We start from the raw sequence: 21,720 nt of genomic DNA, 5'->3' as shown, positions 1-21,720 counted from the left end.
CTGCACCACTATATGCTAATGAACCGGGGGAGAATGAGGATGACCATGAACTCCATTGAAAATGAAAAAGATCTGTCACCGGAACAACGTGATGAATTGTTCAAGGCATTAAAGACCCGTTTTGAAAAGAATATGAGTCGTCATTCCGATCTGGAATGGGCTAACGTAGAGGCTAAACTGGAAGCAAACCCGGACAAACTATGGTCACTGCACGAGATGGAGAAGACGGGCGGCGAACCGGATGTTGTGGAATTAGACAGTAAGACAGGCGAATATATCTTTGTAGACTGTTCACCAGAGAGTCCCAAGGGTCGCCGTAGTGTATGTTATGATCAGGCTGCGCTGGATGCACGTAAAGAGAACAAACCTAAGCATAGCGCTGTTCAAATGTGCATCGAGATGGGCATTGAGCTTTTGGATGAGACCCATTATCGTGAACTACAGCAACTGGGGAGCTTTGATCTGAAAACATCCAGCTGGGTGGTGACACCTGAACATATTAGACAGCGGGGGGGAGCTATTTTTTGCGACCGCCGTTACGATACCGTGTTTATGTACCATAACGGGGCAGAGTCCTATTACGCCGCAAGAGGTTTCCGTGGTTTGTTAAAGGTGTAAATGAAATATAGATTGGATTATGTTAGATGAAATGGGCAGTCCCAACAGGGATAGAGAGGAACAATTCGGCAGGTTGCGAATTGTTCCTTTTTTGGTTTTAATTAAGCCTAGTTAAGTTAAGTGAGTTAAGCTATATCTCCTTTGTCATTTGGCTCCTCAATATGCACCATAACCCGAACCAGATAATCCTCCGCATGTTGCAGCACAATCTCATCCTGCATGTAATCCTCGTAAGCATCACCCTTAATGACATACTGTTTCTTCTCTATATGATCAAAGATTTGCGGAAAAAACCTCTCGGTATCTCCATAGTCGGCTCTGGCATAAGAAACAAGATAATATCCCTCCGGCATATACGCCTGTTCATGATGCTCTGTTGTCATATAGCTATACATATGGGAGATCATATCTCCATCCTTGCGTAGCAGATCCGCTTTAGGAATGATAACGCCGCCGGGATAACCGAGCGGGGCATGTTCCTTGTTCAAACGTACTCGAAAATCCTCCCAAAGTTCCTCAGGGAACTCCTTTTTGGATGAGTAGATACGGCGGCTCAGCAGCAAGGGGGTTTCAGGTTGCCAGATGACATGCATTTGGCTGGTGTCGAGGTGCATGGATTGCTCTATATTTTCCGCACGTTGAATAATCATTTGCTTGGCCTGAGTCAGTTTGGCAATCTGCAACTGTAGATTCTCCTCCTGTTTGCGCAAAAGTTGAAGAGTCGTTTCTGGAGAACGCTCACCGAGATGTTGCTGAATTTCCTCCAGGGACATGCCAAGCTCTTTGAAAATATGAATAACGCCGATTGTTTCAAACTGGCTATGGCTGTAATAGCGATAACCGTTATCCGCCACATAGGCAGGCTTGAACAGACCAATGCGGTCGTAGTAAATGAGGGTTTTGCGCGAAACCTCGGACAGCTTGGAAAAAGCGCTAATGGACAACATTTCATTGGAATGCATAAGTACCTCCAGGTCGAAAATAATGGATTGACTGTATAGTTACTATACAGTTTATAATACAGCTGTTCTGACCGCCGATCTACCTTTAGATCGCAGATCAGGGTGTTTATTTTAGATGAGGAGAATGCTTATGGTCAGGAAATTACTGCAAAGTGTACGCGAATATAAAAAGGATACGTGGCTGACGCCCTTGTTTTTGCTAGGTGAAGTGGCCATGGAAGTCATTATCCCGCTGTTTATGGCTGAATTGATCGATCAGGGGATCACGGGGGGCCAGATGAATCAGGTAACCAAGTACGGCTTGATTCTGGTGTTGTTTGCCCTGGTGTCTCTGGTCTTTGGGGCGCTGGCGGGTAAACATTCTGCAATCGCAATGTCGGGATTTGGCAAAAACTTGCGTTACGACCTGTTCCGTCATGTGCAGCAGCTGTCGTACTCCAATATGGATAAATTCTCGACCTCAGGGATCGTCACCAGGCTGACTACGGATATTACGCATGTTCAAAATGCATTTCTGATGATTATCCGGATTGCCTTCCGCAGCCCGGTCATGATGATTTTTGCAACGATTATGACGTATCGTATCAGCCCGTCCATCGCGACATGGTTCGTGATTGTTATACCCGTGCTGGCAATTGGCATGATGATTATCATGAAGTATTCTTTTCCGATATTTGAGCGTGCCTTTGACAGTTACGATGATCTCAATAAAGTTGTGCAGGAAAACGTACGCGGTATCCGGGTTGTGAAATCCTATGTGCGAGAAGAGCGTGAGGTATCCAAGTTTCAGGTCGTATCCCAGCGAATATTTGCACAGATGGCTAAGGCAGAACGCATTCTGTCGTATGAACTTCCACTGATGCAAGTTGTGATGTATGCCGTGATGCTGATGATCTCATGGATTGGAGCCAAACTGGTTGTGGGCGGTAACATGACTACCGGGGAGCTTACGAGTGTATTCGCGTATTCCATGCAAATCCTGATGAGTTTGATGACGCTGGGTATTGTTGTCATTATGGTTGCCATTGCTCGGGCTTCGGCGGGAAGGATTAATGACCTGTTAAGTGAACAGCCGGACATTACCAGTCCGGAGTCACCCGTTACAGAGCTACACAACGGGGAGATCGAATTCCGCAATGTGTCCTTCCGTTACTCAGGCAAAGCCGAGAATTATGCCCTGTCTGGCATCAATCTGCAAATTTCTTCGGGACAGACGATTGGTATTATTGGAGCTGCGGGCAGTGCAAAATCTACCTTGGTACAGTTGATTCCACGTCTATATGATGCCAGTGAGGGTGAAGTGCTTGTCAGTGGTGTCAATGTGAAGGAGTACGATCTAAGTTTGCTTCGCAGCCAGGTCGCGATGGTATTGCAAAAAAACGTCCTGTTTGAAGGCACGATTAAGGAGAATCTGCGTTGGGGCAATGAACATGCTACCGATGAAGAGTTGATCGAAGCGTGCAAAGCAGCGCAGGCACATGAGTTTATTTCCACGTTTCCGGATGGATATGACACTCATTTGGCACAAGGCGGTACGAACGTTTCGGGAGGTCAGAAGCAGAGACTGTGTATTGCCAGAGCTTTGCTCAAAAAACCGAAGATTCTGATTCTGGATGACTCTACCAGCGCGGTAGATACACGGACCGACGCATTAATTCGCAACATTTTCAAAGAAAGCATACCGGATATAACCAAAATTATCATTGCCCAGCGTATTGCATCTGTGGAAGATGCCGATCAGATTGTCGTGCTGGATGAAGGCAAGATGGTAGATATCGGAACCCATGAGGAACTGCTGGGTCGAAATACAATTTATCAAGAGGCTTATTATACACAGACGAAAGGCGGTGAAGCACTGGATGGATAACATTCAATATGGCCGGACGATAAAACGTCTGCTAACCTACTTTAAATATTACAAATTCAGAACGACATTAGCGCTGATCCTGGTGCTGGTGAGTTCTGCCGTCTCTGTTGCTTCAGCGGCCTTTCTGCGATTGCTGATCGACGACTTTATTACGCCGCTACTTGGAAATCAAAATCCAGTATTTGATGCCTTGTTACAGGCTTTAATCATTCTGGCTGTGATCTATGCTGCTGGAGTCATCAGTACATTTGTCTCGAAACGGCTGATGATTACCGTCTCACAGCAGATTATGAAGAGGATTCGTGACCGCTTATTCGATCACATGCAGAAGTTGCCGATTAAATATTTTGACCGTAAAGCCCACGGAGATATTATGAGTCATTACACGAACGATGTGGATACGCTGAACATGATGCTGACGGATGGATTGCCCCAGCTGTTGTCCACTGCCGTGACAGTGGTGGTCGTTCTCGGTACGATGTTGTTTCTTGATGTGCCTTTAACGATCGTGGTTGTGCTAGGTGCACTCGCGATGCTTTGGGTTACCAAAACCGTCGGTACCAAGGCAACCGAGCATTTTTTTCAGCAACAGGAGTCTATCGGGGTTGTGGATGGATATATCGAGGAGATCATTCATGGGCAAAAGGTAGTGCAAGTGTTTGGTCGCGAGCAAAAAGCGATGGAACAATTCGCTCATCTGAATGATAAATTGTTTGACGACTCGGCGACAGCTAACAAATATTCGAATATTCTCATGCCAATCAATGAGAATCTGTCGACATTAATCTACGTGCTTGTGGCTATTGCGGGCGGAGCTATGTCCATATCGGGCTGGAACGCCGGTCTGAGTCTGGGGATTATTGCAGCTTTTTTGAGTTTATCCCGTAATTTCACAATGCCGATTGCCGAAATCTCCTCGCAGGTCAGCATGTTTGTCGTAGCTGTTGCAGGGGCTCAGCGGATATTTAACATGATGGATGAACAGCTTGAAGCAGATGAAGGCCGTGTGACCTTGGAGAAAAACAAGGATCAGGCCGGATGGGTCTGGAAACTGGAGGACGGAACAAGCGTTGTTCTGAAAGGCAAAGTGGAGTTTAAGGATGTCAGTTTTACGTATGACGGAAAGAAACAAGTGCTCCAGAATATTACGTTATATGCCAAGCCTGGACAGAAGCTTGCGTTCGTGGGTGCAACGGGTGCAGGCAAGACTACTGTAGCCAACCTGCTCAATCGTTTCTACGATATAACTGAAGGTGAGATCATCTATGATGGCATCAACATTCAGCGTATTCGCAAAGCAGATTTGCGGCGTTCCTTGGGAATTGTACTGCAGGATACCCATCTGTTCTCGGGTACGGTCGCTGAGAATATTCGCTACGGAAGGCTGGAGGCCAGTGACGATGAGGTCATTCAGGCGGCGAAGCTGTCGTATGCGGCGAGTTTTATTGAACGTCTGCCTGACGGGTATGAGACCCGGCTGGATGGTAACGGCAATGGACTGTCACAGGGACAGAGCCAGTTGCTAGCGATTGCCAGAGCAGCGATTGCGAGTCCGCCGGTCATGATTCTGGATGAAGCCACTTCATCTATCGATACACGTACCGAAGCGCTGGTTCAGAAGGGGATGGATAATCTGATGCAGGGCAGAACGGTATTTGTCATTGCCCACCGTTTGTCTACCGTGCGGAATTCCGATGCCATTATGGTGCTGGAGCATGGTAAGATCAAGGAACGTGGCGACCATGAACAGCTGTTAGCAGCGAAAGGTACGTATTATCAATTGTATACTGGAGCTTTTGAGTGGGATTAATGGGACTGATCCAGAGAGTGCTCGTAAAACAGCTAAATGGTAAGATAGAAAAAAGCGAAATATAAGATAGACAAGACCAAAAGAGCCGTGCATATTGCATGGCTCTTTTTTGTCGGACAGATACTTGCTGAAGGAAGAAGCAGATATGCGTTTAGGACGGATATTCTGAAGTTTGCTCAAGAACGATGTGGTGTACAGCAACTACATCAAACTACAGGTTCAGTCTGCTTTTTAAAATACTGTTCAATGATCAATTCAAGCACAGGTTCCGGTACGGCACGCTGTAGCTGGGCCAGATCACCAAATTCCATGCGATACGGCTGCTCGGTGCTGCTCGGAATCCAGTAGGGAAGTGGTTTACCGGTGGAGTCCAAGCCGTTGGGATCACCTGTCGCAATGAAGTTCGAGAGATAGTTACACATCTGGCGTGCCAGATCATAATGTTTACCCGTGAAAGGACGCCAGCATTTGGCGAGTGTTTCAAAAAAGAACCACAGATCGACCGAATGGAACGTGCCTGGTTGATCCCAGCCCGGAATGTCTGCGTCGAAATTATAATAATAGAGCGGTGTTTCCGACGGATGACCGCTATTAGAACGGATTACAAGCTGAATCGCATGTTCAATCATGCGCACAGAAGCCAGCTGTAAGGCATGATCCAGATCGCCAGTATCGGCTTCACATCGCTCTAAAAAGACAGGAGCATCCTCGCCAAATAGCTCTGTAGCCAGCTGTTTCAGTTCCTCCACACTGTTTACCGCAGGCCGGGTCCAGAACTCGGAGGACGTATGCCCAAGCATGACAGGAACAAGTTCACGCTTATGTTGCATGAAACGAGTGAACGGATCACCTATACAGAACTGATCATCAATGACCGTTCCCCAGAAGCTTCGATATTCCAGAATTTTATCCCGTAGTGTGACGGCATCCAGCTGTCTGGCTTCATCCAGAGAAGATACACCAAGGAAACGAAAAAATTCAACGCCTTTCTGCTCGGCATCTCGCAGCGTACTGCGAACAGCGGGTACAGGAACGTTTGGATATAACTCTGTTGCAATACCGCTCATGATGACAGCTCGCTGAAATAGGCCTTTATTTTGCGGAGAGGTCATCTGACTAAGAACACTGCCACCGCCAGCAGACTGTCCCCCAATTGTAATTTGATCCGGGTCACCGCCGAACGCGGCAATATTACGCTTCACCCAGGCTGTTCCTGCCTGCTGATCCAGATGTCCAAAATTCGCCGGTGCGTGAGGTGACTCCGCACTGATTTCTGGATGGCACAGGAAACCAAATGCATTCAAGCGGTAATTGATGGTCACGACCACAATGCCTCTGCGCGCAATGCGTTCACCGTCAAATTCCATCTCGGCCGTGTGACCGACTTGGAGCCCCCCACCAAAGTACCAGACAAAGACCGGTAGTTTCTCATCGGTTCGTTTGGCAGGTGTCCACACATTTAGATACAGACAGTCCTCATTCATCGGCAGATCAGGATCAACCGCCCATTCTCGCGTATAGATGTTATTATCATCAATGACGGTTGGTGCCTGCATGGAGGTCGGTGCAAAATCAAAGGCTTGCAGCACACCATCCCAATCGGAAGCAGGCTGTGGCGCACGCCAGCGATTCCGGCCTACAGGGGGCGCGGCGAACGGAATACCTTTAAAGCTTGTAATACGTGGATCTGCGGCAGGCAGTCCCTGAACTTGACCATTTTCGACCGTAACAGTTCTAAGCACACAACATTCTCCTCTCTGAATTGAACATCGTTCATGTATGTCGATCCAAGATGTTTGGTTGCGCTTACAAATCTGCTGGGCAATATGCCCTCTGTTTCTATCATAAGCAACTTGAAGCGTTGTTTCCAGCATCGAAATTAAACCAATAACCCCTCATAATGATATATAATGACTGGGATCACGAAAGGAGTTGCTGACGTGGACACATTATGGCGAGACGGGGGCAGGGCGAACCAGATTTTTTTTATCAGCGGCGGACACAAACCTGTAAACCTTCATCAGTGGGGACCAGGTGTACGTGACGTCTATGCGCTACACTACATCATTCGAGGGCAGGGTACACTGGAAACCGGAGGCCAGCATTATCGGCTGGGTGCCGGAGAGAGCTTTATTATTTTTCCGCAAAAAGAAATCTATTACTACCCCGACCCGGCGGACCCGTGGGAGTACGTATGGATTGAGTTCGACGGACGAGACGCAGGGCGGATCGTAGATTTGACACAACTATCGGTTAAGCACCCTGTACTGCCAGCCGCACCGGAAACGATGGAGATGTGGTTTCATTTGGCCTGGAATGCAGGTGCATCACCAAGTGAAGTATTAAGAGCGGATGCACGTTTGCAGCTGTTACTGTCCTATTACATTGAATTTTTTCCGAGCGAGAAGCAGACAGAAACCAGAGATGAGGTATGGATGGCGAAAACTTATATCGAGCAAAACTACTGGCAATCATCCTTGACGGTAGCAGAGATTGTACAGGCTGTAAATCTGGAGCGAAGTTACCTGTTCCGCAAGTTCAAGGAAGCTACAGGTGAATCGGTGTCAACGTACATAACGGCATGTCGTATCCGGCGTGCCTGCGAGCTCCTTGAGTCATCTCAATTGTCCATTCAATCCATAGCATATTCGGTAGGATATAATGATCCGCTTTATTTTTCTAGGGTATTCAAAAAGGCAACATCATACACGCCATCTGCTTATATGATGCTGCACCAGAAAAAAATAACTAGTAATACATTTACAGGTGACGTTTAGCGAAAAAGTGCACAGTTCCCGGACTCACGAAAGTAACGAATGAGCTTCTCAATCGGCTCCCGCCCGCAATTCAGCTTCACCCCAAGACAGTCGATGCAGACAAATTGCCGGGCTGTTAATGAGACTAATTTCAGATAGATGCCGACATCGTCGGAAGTGAGCGGAACCTGACAGTTGGTGCACAGCCGGCTTTGTGCCATTTATTTCACCAGTTTGGCTCGCACGACAAGACAATCATGGGCCGCTACGACGGGAGCATAACGCTCGCGGAATACACCGAGTTCCTTGTGCTCCCAGCAGTCATAGAGAGACAGGGAGTAGCCTGATGCGTAAGGCAGTCCCATATCCCAAAATTGCAGGGATAGTTCGCGCTGGCTGTCGCTCAGATTGAAGAAACCAATCGCCAGATCACCATCCGTAAGCACCTTCACGAGCATGAATACATCATCGGTATGGAACCATTGCGGCTCAGGTTTGATGCGGTAAGCTCCGCGTGCCTCTGCGTCCTGATTAATGGCAAGCAGATCGGGGTTCAGCAAAATGTCCTTGGTGACCTGATTGGCCTTGCGTACATCACATCCAATCATAAGCGGTGAACCCATCATCGACCAGAGGGAGAAATGGGTTTTGTATTCAATATCGTTGCAGCCGCCAATGCTGCCGATAAAGTCATTGTTGCTTCCGCCGTACATGCCCACGATGAGCATATCCATGTCATTGTGGCAGAAGGAGCCGGTATAGCTTTGTTTTCCGAGCTGTGAAAGGGCCAGTTCTTTGACCGAGTTCCAATTGTCGCGAATATCTCCGGTGGAGCGGTACATATGCGCCCCTGATTCACGAATCCATTCATAGACATTGTCCTCTCCCCAGTTGCAAGCGGAGAAAAGAATATTGCGACCGCAGTTTTTGAGCGCAAGACTCATGCGTTTGTATAACAATTCGCCAGAGATATGGCGCGGCTTGAAGCAGTAGTCATATTTTAAATAATCCACGCCCCACTCGGCGAATAATGCCGCATCCTGAAATTCATGCTCGAAGCTGCCTGGATACCCGGCACAAGTATGTGTTCCGACACAGGAGTACATGCCAAACTTCAAACCTTTGTCGTGAATATAATCTGCAAGCGCCTTCATTCCACTCGGGAATTTGGCAGGGTCTACGACCAGATTGCCGTCCGCATCTCGCTCCTTCAAGCTCCAGCAATCGTCAATGACAATGTACTCGTACCCGGCGTCACGATATCCTTCCGTTACAAACACATCGGCAACATCCCGAATCAATTGCTCATTGATGTCCCACGTAAACGTATTCCATGAATTCCAGCCCAGCGCAGGGGCAAATCCCATCATTGCATTGGTGTTAATACTCATGATCTGACTCGCTTCCTTCCTTGTCCTGATTCCTAAATTTTTTGAAAACAACCTAATGCCATCTTCTCCATGTTACAAATAGGGGGATTAATTATCATGTATAACTATCTGAACTTAACGGATTAAGGGCATTTCAACCATAGTCTGACGTTGCTTGGACATGGACAAATGTTGTTTAGGTTAAAAGGAGTAATCTGGGAATAATTGTGTTGTACTAATTAAAACATCAAATCACCATGTTATAATAAGGACATAAAGAGCTTATAATGCAGAAGGAGCCGTGCGCGAACACGACTCTCCATGCAATAGCCGCTTTTTAGGGCGGTGGGCTTTTAAGCAGAGGTACGAATCATTGGTAAACCGCATCCTTAGCTCAGGGGCGGTCTACTTGTCTTTATTGGACAGTATTGCTGTAATCAGCAAACCAAAGGTAAGCATCAGCATCAAGAATTCAAATACTGTCACAAGGCATCACCTCCCTTCCGGGAGATTAGCCGACCGACCATATAGCCCTTTCCATTGCCATGCGCCTGAAATGGCGTGTTTTTTGCTGTTTTACAGGGCTATGTCCTGTACAAAACCACTAACATTAAACCTCCTTCTGGCGAAGCTTTTTTTTATCGTTTATACTTGTAAAGCCAATTTACTTGAGGAGTTGTCTAACGAATCATGAATAAAAAAGAAGTCGCGCACATTCGCAAACAATTCAAGCTGGATCATGACCTGCTGAACATTTACGACATCCTGAATGTCTATATTACGAAAGAAACCAATGAAGTTTATCACTGGGAACGCCATCCGTTTGAACTGGTGGATCGGGAGAAGCAAGAGTTATACATGGGTAATTTCAAAAAATTGCTGACAGGTGAACTGGATCAGAAACTGTTCGAACTGAAGTTCCAAGAAGAAGCGGAGGAGCCAGCACAGGTGATGCTTCACCAGGCACTCGTCACAGGTGACCCGGATGAGTGGCAGGATCTGATGCTGTTGCTTGTCGATCGTATGATGGCTGATGCCAAGTATGAACGGGATATGGTGGTTACGTTTATTAAAGGGCAGTATTATCTGCCAACGAAGGCGAGAAATGAGGCAACGGAGGAAAGCGAGAAAAATGAGGTCTTTGCTCACCCCTTCATCCTGTGTAGTGTGAATTCCACGGAGAAACAGCGGAAGACGCTGCTCTTCGATTATGTAGAGCGGGAATTCAAGTACAACATCATCGTTGATCCGATCATCAAATTAAGCACGCCGGAACAGGGTTTCCTATATCCAAGCGTTACGGACAACTATTCCGACGTAAATCGTGTGCTGTACTGCACGGGCAAATCCAATTTCCCGGACCCTCATTTTGTTGAAAATGTGCTGAATGGGGAACGTTCGGTGACGGCCTTGGAGGAGCGCGCAATATTCGAGGATATCGTCAAAGAGATCACGGGTGAGCAGATGGATGCCACAACCCTGGCTCATGTATATGAAGAGATCAACCGGGTTATTGAAGTGAACGAGGAATCCCATGAGGAAGAGCCACCGAAGTTGGATTACAAAGACGTGGAACGTCTGCTTACAGCCAGCGGCGTAGAAGAACTGACCACCGAGAAGGTGGAACGTGCATTCGAAACAATCGTCGACAACAAAAACTATGAACTGAAGGCGAACAGCGTGATGCCGAAGTACACTTCCAAATCAATCAAGATTGATACCAAGGTGGCGACCATCTCGATCAGTCCGCAGGACCTCAAATATGTGAGACAAGTCAACTATCAGGGAAGACGCTGTATTATGATTGAAGTGGATGAAGATGCGGTGATTGAGGGATTCACGCTGGCTACGGAGAATCTGTAAATAAACTTCAGCTTAAACATTCAAAAAGCCCAAGCTTGCGGTCATTCCGCCAGGCTTGGGCTTTGTTGTCTTAAGGTCTGTTTGTCTCTGTCTCAGCTAAGACTGACGTAACAACAGCTGAATATCGGCTGCTGGGCGGGAGCCAAGCTCCTCGTGAAGCGATTCCTCGAGTAATTGGTATTGCCACTGGGCTTCAGTCCGCCGACCCAGCGAAAGATAGATCACGATTTTTTCACGGTGAATATCCTCCCGAATCGAATCGATCTGCAGAATTCGATCCAAATAATGCAGTGTACGCAGGGGTTGCTTTTGCTGGATATGATATTGAGCAGCCGTTTCCATCATTGTGATGAAGTCCCTCTCGAGCTGTCTTGACCATGCAAGTGCCCATTCATAATGCCGTCCTTTCAAAAGCTCACCACGATACAAGGTGTCTATTCTTTCGAACATCTCAGGTGAATAGGTTGAAGTTTGACGGATCTGGCGAAATAACGCTTCAAACTCATACAGATCACAATCGATGGAATCCCGGTCAATCCGAATCCCGTTGCGATCCTTCTGGATAAGGGGAACATCGCTGTTATCTCCAACCGCACGCCGGACGTAGTAAAGTGTTGAGTTGATATTAGTCCAGGCTTTCTGCGGACTGAGATCCTTCCATAACGTATCAGCCAGTACATCACGGCTAGTCGATTTCGCACATAAAAGAAATGCGAGTAACTCCTCTGTTTTCGGCGTTCGTAGCTTCACAGGGATGTCCACATTCGCTCCATCAAGCACGGTGAATTCGCCAAACATCCGCACAGTCAGACGTGGGGATGGGGATACCGGCTCCGATGAGATAGCTGTGTCCCGGAGAAGTTGCTGCAAGCGCTGAATCGTACGACTTACACGCTCGGCTGTCACAGGTTTGATGATATAGTCGATGACTTCTTTTTCAAAAGCCTGTACGGCATATTCCTCATATCCTGTCACCAGCACGATCGGCAGGGAGGGGTGATGCTTGCGCAATTCGCCGATCAGTTGCATCCCTGAGATTCGTGGCATGGTAATATCCAGGAAAGCAGCATCAAAACTGTGATTTGCTGCATATTCGCAAGCTTTCTCGGGATCATGGAATACTTCGCATACCTCAATGGTTCCACTTTCAGTCAAAATCCGTTTTAGTCGTTTGAGCGATAGATCCTCATCGTCTACGATGATTACTTTTATCATGTAATGTACCCCCCGTTACCCTTCATACTCTGGTGTTGAATGGGAAGATCGAGCGTAATACGGGTTCCTTCACCATCATGACTTTCCATCCGAAAATCCCTGTTATACAGCAGTTTGAGTCTGCTGGATATATTCCATAAACCGACACCTGTGCTACCATCGGCGACCTGGCGGAGCTCTTTCATTTTCTGTTTCGTCATACCTATGCCGTTGTCTTCAATGGTAAATCTGGTTTCCGTTTCGCTGAGATTGCGAATAGATAGCATCACACGGCCGCCGCCAACACGGGACATTAGACCGTGCCGAATAGCATTTTCGATCAAGGGCTGCAGAATCAGCGGCGGAATCTGCATAGTTCGATCCACATCAGCATCTACATCAATAATGACTTCGAGTCTTGATCCGAAGCGTGCCTGTTCAATGGCTACATAGGCCTCGATCATACCCAGTTCGTTCTCCAGGCTGGTTTTGGAATCCAGATGTTTGAAGTGAACACTGCCCCGCAAATAACTGGATAATTGTAAAATCAATCGTTCTGCCTCATCTGGCGCATCCACACATAATTCGGCAATGGCATTCAAGGCGTTATACAGAAAATGCGGGTTAATCTGGGACCGCAAAAAGGAAATTTCGGCATTGCGTGCAGCCTGAACAGATGTTTTCATCCGGGTTAGACCACCGATCCGTGCAAGCAATTCCTCCGACTCAAAAGGCTTGGATACAAAATCGTTGGCACCTTTCTCCAGCGCAAGCTTTAATTGATGAGCTTTATTGCCTGCGGTTAGCATGAGCACAGGGAGTTCGGAAGGGGAGAAGCGCTCCCGAATCCGATCAAGCAATTCATAACCTGATATGCCTGGCATCATGATATCGGCAATCACCAGATGCACGGCAGGAAGTTTGTCCAGCAGCATCATTACCGATTGGGAACGGGATGTAACGGCATAACTGTACCCTTCCAGCTTCAGCATACTCACGATCGTTTGCAGATTGGCTGCATCATCGTCAACCACGAGAATCCACTCATTCCGTACCCCTTGCATAATGACAGGTTCTTCATATCTCAGTGCTCGATTTCCCGAAACCGTAGGCGCCATGCTGAAAGGCGTCACGTTGGCACGTTTCTCTTTTTTACCTTCAGCCAGTGGGAACGTCAAAATAAATGTGGCGCCTTGACCCAGCGTTGATTCGGCGTGAATGGTTCCTCCGTGCATCTCAACAAGTTTGCGTGTGATGCTTAGACCAAGACCCGTGCCTCCGGCAGCCATTGGCCCCGCGTCTGCTTCCTGTTCGAAAGGCAGGAAGATATGTTCCAACTTGTGGGGGCTGATGCCGCGTCCGGTATCGGTAATGCGCAGTGTTGCTTTTCCCTGGACGAGTGTAGCGCTTATCCGGACAGAACCCTGTTCCGTGAATTTGATGGCATTACCGATCAGGTTGTGCAGAATCTGAACAAGACGATTCCCGTCTGCATAAATTGCCGGGAAATAGGCTGGGATGTCGTTGATCAGTTCCACCTTTTTGGTACCCAGCAGGAAGGAGTGCATGCGCAACACAGATTCGACATACGAGGACAGGTCTGTAGCTGAACGATGCAGTGAGATGTCCCCATGCTTCATTTTGGAATAGTCCAGCAGCTCATCCACTAGGTACGTCAAACGTCTTCCACTGCCCGTCACAATCGCCAGATTATGTGCTTGTTCATCGGTGAGCGGGCCTTCCGAACCCTTGAGCAGACTTTCACTAATATTAACGATGGCATTGAGCGGTGTTTTGAGCTCATGTGACGTGTTGGATAGAAAATCATCCTTAACCTGATCGAGCAGGAGAAGCTGATCCTTCAGAGAGCGAACCGTAAGGTAGGCTTCGAAGAGCCGCAAGACGGCTAGAAACAACATCAGGATACTGAACAATACGATACATACCTGCCCGATATTAACGTTTTCTTTGAGTGAGATCGAGAACAGGTTGATGTCCAGACAGTACAGCGTGATACAGAGCATGGCTGCGTACCATAGAAAGCTTGATAACCGTTCTCCCTTCTCGCTGAGCACAAACCGCAAAGCACATTGCACCAGAAGCCATAGCAGAATCAACGTGTATAGTCCGATAACATAAGGTGCGGTTAACACGTAGACGGAGATAGGAAAGAGTACGAGCAAACTGACATATGCGCCAAAAATAAATAGGGTTACAGAGGTAACTACCCCCGAGAACATGCCTGTCCTGAAACGGTAGAAATAAAAGATCAACAAGCCGAGACAGGCAACGGAGCAAAAATCTTTTAATTTATATAACGTACTAAATGAAAGATCTGTGCTTGCTGCTGCCAATACTCGTTCACTGATCATGCCATTGTAGAGGGCGTACAGTAGGCATACCAGGCCGAGCAGTAGCAGAGAGTCATCCCGGTTTCGATATAGCGCAGATCCCAAATAACTGATGAGAAAAATGATGGATATGGTAGCCAGTACAGCCATAGTTGCCAGTTCAATGGCCGTGCGGTTCTGATGGCTTTTTAGCATGGCAGCCTGTTCTCCAAAAAAAAGCGGGCCCGAGATGCCTGCATTCGGATAGTCATAGTTGGCGACTCGAACCAGTATTTCAATATCACCGCCATGATACGGGAAAAATGCGATTTGTGGTGAATTGCCTGCCTGGTATCCTGCATTTTTTTCCACGGCTTGTCCGTCTTCCATCAGTTTGGTGCCATTGACGTAAATTTCGCTGGCAAAGCGAATGTTGCTTTTCTTGATGGCAAGAGTGCCTTCAACGGGTGTATTTTTTAGGACAAGCCGGTATGTAGCAAAACCGTAGGACGGTAATCGTTGATCCCCTATCTGAACGGGTCCCCAAGTACCAGGAACCTCTGCATAAGCATCAGGAGACGCCGGTGATCCTTGTTGTTTTTGATCCGCGATATGAGCTGAAGCCGGCAGTAGCTTCTTCCAATAAAATTCCCATTCACCGTCCAGCCTGATGCGATTCTCAAGCTTCGGGTTCCAGGTGGATAGATCCAGAATGCCCTGACGTGCATGGAGCGCGGCGGCTTGCGGTTCTCTAGCCGTGGATAGAACCAGTAGCGTAACAGCAAGTATCAATGTGAGAACAACACCTGAAATTCGTATGAACACGTTTTGCTGCTCCTTTGGGAGATTACCAATCATCTCTAGTATTCTATCGGCATTGTAGCGGATATCCCCAGGGGGTGCAATTGAATTTCGACAATATTCTTTGTTTATTTTTTGTTTATTGTAATCCTGTATAATTCGGGTGCGTGATATGTCGAAAGAACTGAATAAAAGCACCAAAAGACCTATCTTTACGCAACTATGGACTTATGGAGTGGAGAGCATGGAGAAAAAAATCACAACATGTTGTTTGCGGAACTTAATGGTCGTTGTAACTGTCTTGCTGCTTATGGTTGTGAGTGTGAGCGGGTATAGAGAACCTTCGATTGCTCATGCGGAAGGTAGCGGACAAGCCAAGACAGTTTCAGGAGCCGAAAAGGTCTATTCATCGGCGGCCCAAGCGGTTTTCTATCTGAAAGCGTATCGAAAGGACGGTACACTAAAAACCGTAGGCAGTGGTTTCCTGATTGGAAACGGGAAGGCGCTCACGGCAGCACATGTTGTGAAGGACGCGGTTGCGTATGAGGCGGTGTTCGAAGATGGCTCTGTGCAGAAACTTCTGGTTCTTGGTGCTGACGAAGATACCGATGTGGCGCTACTGTCTGTAAAAGATATTGCAAAACGTCCGGTACTTGCTTTGTCTGATGACAAACCTTCCGCAAGACATGGGGAGCGGTCGTTTGCGATTGGTTATCCGCTCAAGGATGGCAAGATCATCACAGAGGGCATCGTTAATGCTCCAACGGCTGAGGTGAATGATGTGATGCGCTTGCTGACTTCAGCACAAGTATCACCAGGCATGTCAGGGGGCCCATTGCTCAACGAAGAGGGACGTATCATCGGATTAATCTCCGGCTCATTTCGCACCATGAATGGCATTCATATTTGTGTGACGGTAGAAGATATACGCAAGCTTTTGGAGTAATCGAATACATAACGGGGAAAAGGGGAATTTCTGCATGTTCAAAAAGTTAGGAATCTGCTTGCTAGCCGTACTGCTTACGCTAACATCGGTTAGTTGGCCACAGATGGGCACGGTTTTCGCAGCAGCAGGCTACCAGGATATTTGGATACCAAACGGTGGCGGAAAAATCATAAATCAGAAAGATATGTCCTCCTGGAACAACAAGATTAAAAATTCGGATGCGAACAGCTTTGGTATCTTTGCTGGGGGCGCGCCGGGAACATCGTATGAGAAGGGGCTTGTGAAAGCGCTGAGTGCAGATCATGTAAGAATGGCTAGTCTCGGTGTCTTTAATCTCAAATTATCGGTAGCTTCCAATCCTACGCTGAAACGATTGGCTGAAGGAGGGCAGGCTAGAATGCTGTTTAGAATTGGAGCTATTGATTCCTTTTTGGGAGCGAATGCGGTCTCAATAACAGTCAATGGAGCATCACAGTTTAACAGTGTAAACCATGTTTCAGTAAATTCGCCCTGGGTTGCCTTCGGCCCTAACGATACGATTGAAATTAGTATTGCATTTATTGAAGGTGCCAGCGACATCGAGCTTTATTTCGCGGACATCACACCGCCTACATATAGTGGCAACACATTCACACATAACGGTTCGGTTCGGTTCAATGCCGATCCGGCTGTGCAGAAGAATGAATTGTTCCTGAAGCAGGGAAGTTTCATGAATCTGGCGCTGAATTTTAGTGAGCCTGTATTCCCTTGGGACGCAGAGAATGCTTCGGAACGAGTTGATGGCAAATTCAGCTTCATGCGAACCGAACTGTTCAGCAATCCGGGTGGAGACGGATTTGAACCTTCTACTTACTATCTGACAAGTGCAGACGGTAAGTACGGCAATTTTGCGGGTGGCTGGCTGGATAAGAACACCGATGCACGTTCTACTTTTAATTTCCGTTATCAGGCTGCGCTGAACGATAGTACGGGTAATATTCCAATTGACCCGAAACGTCTCAGTGCACCATCGGAGGCAGATCGCCCAACCTTTCTGGAACGAATGAATGCGGCTGGTTTCGTCGATGGGGCGGGCAATCCGGTTGCATCCTTTAACGGAATCGGGACGATTCCCTTTGCGGACAACGCACAGCCCGGCGGTACATTCCGTACCATTATCGACGCACGTGTACCCCAGTACTCTGCATCCCGCAATGGCGTGCAGCCAGAGATACTGACAGGACTAGTTCTGAACAAGGGCGATGTCGTTGATTTTACGGTGTATCTCAACGAGCAGGTCATCAGTGCATTTAAACCGACCGAGGATACCAGACTCAAGTTTGCTAACGGATTGACAGCAGCCTATGTCAGTGGTCAGAACACCAATACATGGACATTCCGCATGACTGTGCCAGATGGAAAAAGTATTGAAACATCGCTGCTGGAGACCGCTGCACTGGAGCATGCCAGCAATCCTGGAGACGGGAAGGCACTAACCGATTACGCTGGTAACGTGCTCGTTGAACCGGTCAAGAAGATCGCTTGGGCGGATCTGTCTGTGGACAATACGGCACCTGAAGTGAATTTTGTTTACGAAAACCAGGATGGAGAAGTTATTCCCGAAGGTCAGTACGTGGGGGATGGTTCATTTACCATTCAGGCGTTTGACCCGGATCTGAACGGTCAGCCGAGCAAAGGTTTGTTCCGTCCAGGCAGTGGTTCTGGATTGGTGTACTACATGCTGAATCAGAGCCAGGCCGATCCTTTTGCAGGGAAAAATGATCACTTTGCAGCCGTGAAACGATACTCGCTCGCACAGAAGCAGCCATCGGACGAACTGTACTCTTCAGGATATGAAGGCGTAACACTGTCAGCGGGCCAGAACGGTACCAAAGTGGAGCTACCAAATAACGGCACACCCCTGAACGGGAACTGGTACTTGCATACATGGACGGCGGACATGACTTGGGATTCGGCCCGTCAGCGGATGCAATATGACAAAGGGAGCACAGAACGTGCAGCCTATCTTGCCCAGCATCCCGATGCAACACCTTCGGAGCTGGAGGAATATTATCGCTCAAATATACTGCCAAACCTTTCGGATTACGGCAATGTTGCGCAATGGCCGCTGTCTGATTACATGCAGGATGATTCCAACTGGTCTTATCATGTAGGTCTTCTCAAGATCGACAACGATGATCCGAATGTCGAGATCAGCAATGTGGTAGACAACCATTCGGACAATGTGAAGATCACCGTGAAGGCGGTCGACCCGACATCTTCTATTAAGAATGATAAGGTTCAATACCAGTTTGTGGCGGTAGGCAAAAATGTGGCTGATTCCGGCTGGCAGGACGCCGCATTGAATGCGGCAGGCGAAGCTGAAATATCAACCCTGAAAGACCCGGCGATTACCAAAGGCGGTCGTTATGAGCTGCATGTCAAAGCACAAGATGTCGCGGGCCATTCGGCAACGGCTGAACCCAAGGCGGTGGATGTGCTCGTCATTTCTACCAAATTCAAAGCTTACCCAGGTACGTATGCGATCAATGATGGACCGGACTTTACGGTCGCGGGTGTTCCAATTGACACCATTGAATACCAATACACACAAAGCTCCGAGCGCCCTGCGGGCAACAGCAAATGGACAACTTTTGAAAACGCACCGAAAGAAACGAAACTGGGCGATGTAGCTGCCGACAAGTACAGCTTCCCTGCCAACCATACGCTGAATGGCACATGGTACGCCCATGTACGAATCAAACAGCAGGATACAGGACGGTATTACTACTATTATCAGGAATACAAGTTTGATCATTTGCCTCCGAATGTAAAATTTGGTTCTGAAGGTTACTTGTATCCGATGCCGGAGCAATCCGTGCAGATCGATGTATCCGATACACTGGTTGACTTCGCCGGGGTGGCTACGAAGAACATTCGTTACCAGTGGATCAAGGTAATTGAGGGACAAGAAGAGAAGGAACCGGACCCGGATGGGAAAGGATGGAGCACATCTCCTGCCGATCGCCTTATTACCCTTCAGGTAGATAACAAAAAGGACAGCGGAAACTATCGCCTGTATGTACACGCTAGCGATAGTCTGGGGAACAGCAAAACGTTCCATACCACTGGTGTATTCTCCGTCTTTTATTTGAGCAGTGAGCCGCCTGTGGGCAGCGCACGTTTGATTCGGACCGAAGGTCCGGGGGATGACGGATATACAGCGATTATGGAATTAACCGTAGATGTGCCAGCACAGGAAGGGTATTTCTACTCGGTTTCCACGAATGGAGGAGACAACTGGAGTACTTGGCTACCTTATACGAACTATGTGGGTGTTCCGGTAGACACCGAAGATCCTGGACAGTTGAAATCCAAGGTTCGTGTGAAATTCAAAGGATTCTATGACAACATCAGTGAAATCGTAACACCTGAAATCCAGATTCAGAACGCACCGGCTTATGCGCTTGCTTCCCTGGAGCAGATTATGCCTGTTCGCGGCGGAGAGAAAGTTCAGGATGGCGGGCAAAACGAAGGCCAGGACATCGTATTTGATCTGGTGGATGGCAAGACCGTGAAGCCAACGGGCAGTAACCCGGAAATGCCGGAGACGCTGGAGGCGAACAAACGTTTCAAGATTTACCGGAACGGAAGTTATTCTTTTACCGTCAAGGATGGCAGCAGTACGGCAACCGTATTTATCGTCGTTTCCAACTTTGATGATACGCCGCCAGTGGTGAATGTGAAGTATTCCACCATTGCTGCGACGAATGGAACGGTTAAAGTGAGTCTGAAATCCAGTGAACCGATTCGGATCACCAATCTGCCGACATCGTACAAAAACTTCAAAGAAAACGGCGAATTTACATTTGAGTACGAAGATGCGGTTGGTTTCACTGGAAGTATAACCGCTACAGTGACCAATATTGATACAACACCGCCAGAAGCGGATATTACGCTACATTACAATCATCCAGATCTCAAAGCGCTAATCCGTTATGGCAGCGGTACGGCTGTGGTGGACAGTGCAGGGGACGGTTATAACGCGAGCGGGGAATTTACTCATTTTGCAGTCCCGACAACAAGCAATGTGATTGCATCAAATCTGATCGTAGCTCAGGTATTGCCGAAGGCAGGACAGGTTCCGGACTATCAGATAGTTTCGAACAGTGCGGGCACCAATCAATCCTCGATTGTGATGACTTCGGGCAGCAAAGCACGTTTCACATTGGCGGATGCCGCCGGGAACAGCGCGAAGATTGAATCTGAAGCGATCTCAACACTGGTCGGTTCTATCCCTGCTGTAGATGAAGTGACGATGGTTCGGGTGGATAACGACGGACAAGTCATCGATGGTAGCAAGCTTGTGCAGATTGGGGATCAGGCTTATTCCAAAGGTAAGGTACGTGTAGGTCTGGCGATGCCAGCATCGGCAATTGAGGGCAATGTTATCTATGCTGGAGCAACACCGGTAACAAGTTTTAGCGCCGAGTACGCAACCAATGGCGAACATTCCATCTTGCTCTCAGATCTGCTTGGTAACAAGAGAGAGGTTAAATTCACGATCGAGGGTCTGGATAATACGGCGCCAACGATTCGATTGAATAAAGCCTCCACAACGCTGTTGCAAAATAAACCAGGCTTTGACCTGGCAGCGGATCTGGGTGGTTGGGTCGTGAGTGACAATCTATCTTCCGCAGAGAACATTCAGGTGACGGCTGCAGAATACGTACTGGAGGGTGGGAAATACGTAGACAAACCGCTGAACCTGACGGTTACGGGAAAACACACCCTGCGTTACACCGCCAAGGATCAGCTCGGTAACGTAAGTTACGCCCTGCAAACGGTATTTGTTCGTTCAAGTGACGGCATGTTTGTGACAGCGAACGGGTTGCCACTGTCGGATACTGAATCGGAAACTGCGATCGTAAATACGGGAGTTATTACGTTTAATGTGAGTAACTTCCGCACAGTTGGCTCCGTGGGCGGAACCAAGCTGGAGAATGAACTTGGCACTTACGACGTGTATTATTTCCCGGGACTGGTGCGGGAAGGACAGCTGAAGTACATCGCGACCAAAGTAACATACAAGGATCTGGTCAGCAAAGACTTCAAAGTAACACTGCCCAAAGCGGGATGGTACACCATCGTAGTTCAAAATTCAGAGCGCGAACGCGTCTACTCCACACTGCTCGTTAACCGGGCCAATTAGAGAAACGGAAGG

At 47.9% G+C, this 21,720-nt stretch carries 14 protein-coding genes; 7 read left to right on the top strand and 7 right to left on the bottom strand.

Annotated elements, in window-relative coordinates; translation table 11 throughout:
- Positions 1-39 precede the first annotated feature (39 nt).
- Positions 40-618 (top strand): DUF4256 domain-containing protein, encoded by a 579-nt coding sequence (locus BLQ13_RS19485; protein WP_090923196.1) that lies wholly within the window; start codon positions 40-42, stop codon positions 616-618.
- A gap of 125 nt (positions 619-743) precedes the next feature.
- On the opposite strand, the gene BLQ13_RS19480 is transcribed toward BLQ13_RS19485, so the two are convergent.
- A complete protein-coding gene (locus tag BLQ13_RS19480; RefSeq protein WP_090923194.1) occupies positions 744-1,580 on the bottom strand; it encodes a MerR family transcriptional regulator in 837 nt (278 codons plus the stop codon).
- Between the two features lie 130 nt (positions 1,581-1,710).
- On the opposite strand from BLQ13_RS19480, the gene BLQ13_RS19475 reads away from it, so the two are divergent.
- Together BLQ13_RS19475 and BLQ13_RS19470 are read left to right on the top strand one after the other, a co-directional pair.
- On the top strand, positions 1,711-3,447 hold the full coding sequence (locus tag BLQ13_RS19475) for an ABC transporter ATP-binding protein (RefSeq protein WP_090923192.1): 1,737 nt from the start codon (positions 1,711-1,713) through the stop codon (positions 3,445-3,447).
- On the top strand, positions 3,440-5,257 hold the full coding sequence (locus tag BLQ13_RS19470) for an ABC transporter ATP-binding protein (protein WP_090923190.1): 1,818 nt from the start codon (positions 3,440-3,442) through the stop codon (positions 5,255-5,257). The genes BLQ13_RS19475 and BLQ13_RS19470 overlap by 8 nt, the downstream gene beginning before the upstream one ends.
- A 206-nt stretch (positions 5,258-5,463) precedes the next feature.
- Here BLQ13_RS19470 and BLQ13_RS19465 read toward each other — a convergent pair whose 3' ends face one another.
- Complete coding sequence (locus tag BLQ13_RS19465; RefSeq protein WP_090923188.1) at positions 5,464-6,999, bottom strand: carboxylesterase/lipase family protein; 1,536 nt, start codon at positions 6,997-6,999, stop codon at positions 5,464-5,466.
- Between the two features lie 198 nt (positions 7,000-7,197).
- Here BLQ13_RS19465 and BLQ13_RS19460 point away from each other — a divergent pair, with 198 nt between their 5' ends.
- Positions 7,198-8,034 carry an AraC family transcriptional regulator gene (locus BLQ13_RS19460; RefSeq protein WP_090923184.1) on the top strand — a complete coding sequence of 279 codons (837 nt, stop codon included), beginning with the start codon at positions 7,198-7,200 and terminating at the stop codon, positions 8,032-8,034.
- Here the strand turns inward: BLQ13_RS19460 and BLQ13_RS19455 are convergent.
- The 3 genes from BLQ13_RS19455 to BLQ13_RS29195 all read right to left on the bottom strand — a co-directional run bounded on the left by BLQ13_RS19455 (position 8,031) and on the right by BLQ13_RS29195 (position 9,869).
- Entirely contained in the window at positions 8,031-8,234 is a 204-nt protein-coding gene (locus BLQ13_RS19455) for a hypothetical protein (RefSeq protein WP_090923182.1), read from the bottom strand. The two genes, BLQ13_RS19460 and BLQ13_RS19455, sit on opposite strands and share 4 nt — an antisense overlap.
- Positions 8,235-9,404, bottom strand: a complete 1,170-nt coding sequence (locus BLQ13_RS19450; protein ID WP_208606808.1) for a glycoside hydrolase family 27 protein — start codon at positions 9,402-9,404, stop codon at positions 8,235-8,237.
- A gap of 384 nt (positions 9,405-9,788) precedes the next feature.
- Positions 9,789-9,869, bottom strand: a complete 81-nt coding sequence (locus BLQ13_RS29195; protein WP_418792770.1) for a putative holin-like toxin — start codon at positions 9,867-9,869, stop codon at positions 9,789-9,791.
- A 204-nt stretch (positions 9,870-10,073) separates the two neighbouring features.
- Here BLQ13_RS29195 and BLQ13_RS19445 point away from each other — a divergent pair, with 204 nt between their 5' ends.
- The gene (locus tag BLQ13_RS19445; RefSeq protein ID WP_090923180.1) at positions 10,074-11,246 is read left to right on the top strand and encodes a DUF4317 domain-containing protein; all 1,173 of its coding nucleotides are present in this window, start codon (positions 10,074-10,076) and stop codon (positions 11,244-11,246) included.
- 96 nt (positions 11,247-11,342) lie between these two features.
- Here the strand turns inward: BLQ13_RS19445 and BLQ13_RS19440 are convergent, their stop codons facing one another.
- Entirely contained in the window at positions 11,343-12,461 is a 1,119-nt protein-coding gene (locus tag BLQ13_RS19440; RefSeq protein ID WP_090923178.1) for a response regulator, read from the bottom strand.
- The gene (locus tag BLQ13_RS19435) at positions 12,458-15,595 is read right to left on the bottom strand and encodes an ATP-binding protein (RefSeq protein WP_167375788.1); all 3,138 of its coding nucleotides are present in this window, start codon (positions 15,593-15,595) and stop codon (positions 12,458-12,460) included. Before BLQ13_RS19435 ends, BLQ13_RS19440 begins: the two co-directional genes overlap by 4 nt.
- Before the next feature lie 220 nt (positions 15,596-15,815).
- Here BLQ13_RS19435 and BLQ13_RS19430 point away from each other — a divergent pair, with 220 nt between their 5' ends.
- Positions 15,816-16,517, top strand: coding sequence for a S1 family peptidase (locus BLQ13_RS19430; protein ID WP_167375787.1), 702 nt, complete (start codon positions 15,816-15,818; stop codon positions 16,515-16,517).
- A gap of 34 nt (positions 16,518-16,551) precedes the next feature.
- Positions 16,552-21,708, top strand: a complete 5,157-nt coding sequence (locus BLQ13_RS19425) for a hypothetical protein (protein ID WP_090923172.1) — start codon at positions 16,552-16,554, stop codon at positions 21,706-21,708.
- The last annotated feature ends 12 nt before the right edge of the window (positions 21,709-21,720 follow it).

It is taken from the genome of Paenibacillus polysaccharolyticus, from assembly GCF_900102085.1.
In the GTDB taxonomy this organism is placed as follows: domain Bacteria; phylum Bacillota; class Bacilli; order Paenibacillales; family Paenibacillaceae; genus Paenibacillus; species Paenibacillus polysaccharolyticus.
This window is presented reverse-complemented; position numbering and strand designations above follow the sequence as displayed.

Excerpts from the sequence above, each read along its gene's own strand:
- BLQ13_RS19485 (WP_090923196.1), top strand. The coding sequence starts at position 40 with ATGACCATGAACTCCATTGAAAATGAAAAAGATCTGTCACCGGAACAA.
- BLQ13_RS19480 (WP_090923194.1), bottom strand. The coding sequence starts at position 1,580 with ATGCATTCCAATGAAATGTTGTCCATTAGCGCTTTTTCCAAGCTGTCC.
- BLQ13_RS19475 (WP_090923192.1), top strand. The coding sequence starts at position 1,711 with ATGGTCAGGAAATTACTGCAAAGTGTACGCGAATATAAAAAGGATACG.
- BLQ13_RS19470 (WP_090923190.1), top strand. The coding sequence starts at position 3,440 with ATGGATAACATTCAATATGGCCGGACGATAAAACGTCTGCTAACCTAC.
- BLQ13_RS19455 (WP_090923182.1), bottom strand. The coding sequence starts at position 8,234 with ATGGCACAAAGCCGGCTGTGCACCAACTGTCAGGTTCCGCTCACTTCC.
- BLQ13_RS19450 (WP_208606808.1), bottom strand. The coding sequence starts at position 9,404 with ATGAGTATTAACACCAATGCAATGATGGGATTTGCCCCTGCGCTGGGC.
- BLQ13_RS19445 (WP_090923180.1), top strand. The coding sequence starts at position 10,074 with ATGAATAAAAAAGAAGTCGCGCACATTCGCAAACAATTCAAGCTGGAT.
- BLQ13_RS19440 (WP_090923178.1), bottom strand. The coding sequence starts at position 12,461 with ATGATAAAAGTAATCATCGTAGACGATGAGGATCTATCGCTCAAACGA.
- BLQ13_RS19430 (WP_167375787.1), top strand. The coding sequence starts at position 15,816 with ATGGAGAAAAAAATCACAACATGTTGTTTGCGGAACTTAATGGTCGTT.
- BLQ13_RS19425 (WP_090923172.1), top strand. The coding sequence starts at position 16,552 with ATGTTCAAAAAGTTAGGAATCTGCTTGCTAGCCGTACTGCTTACGCTA.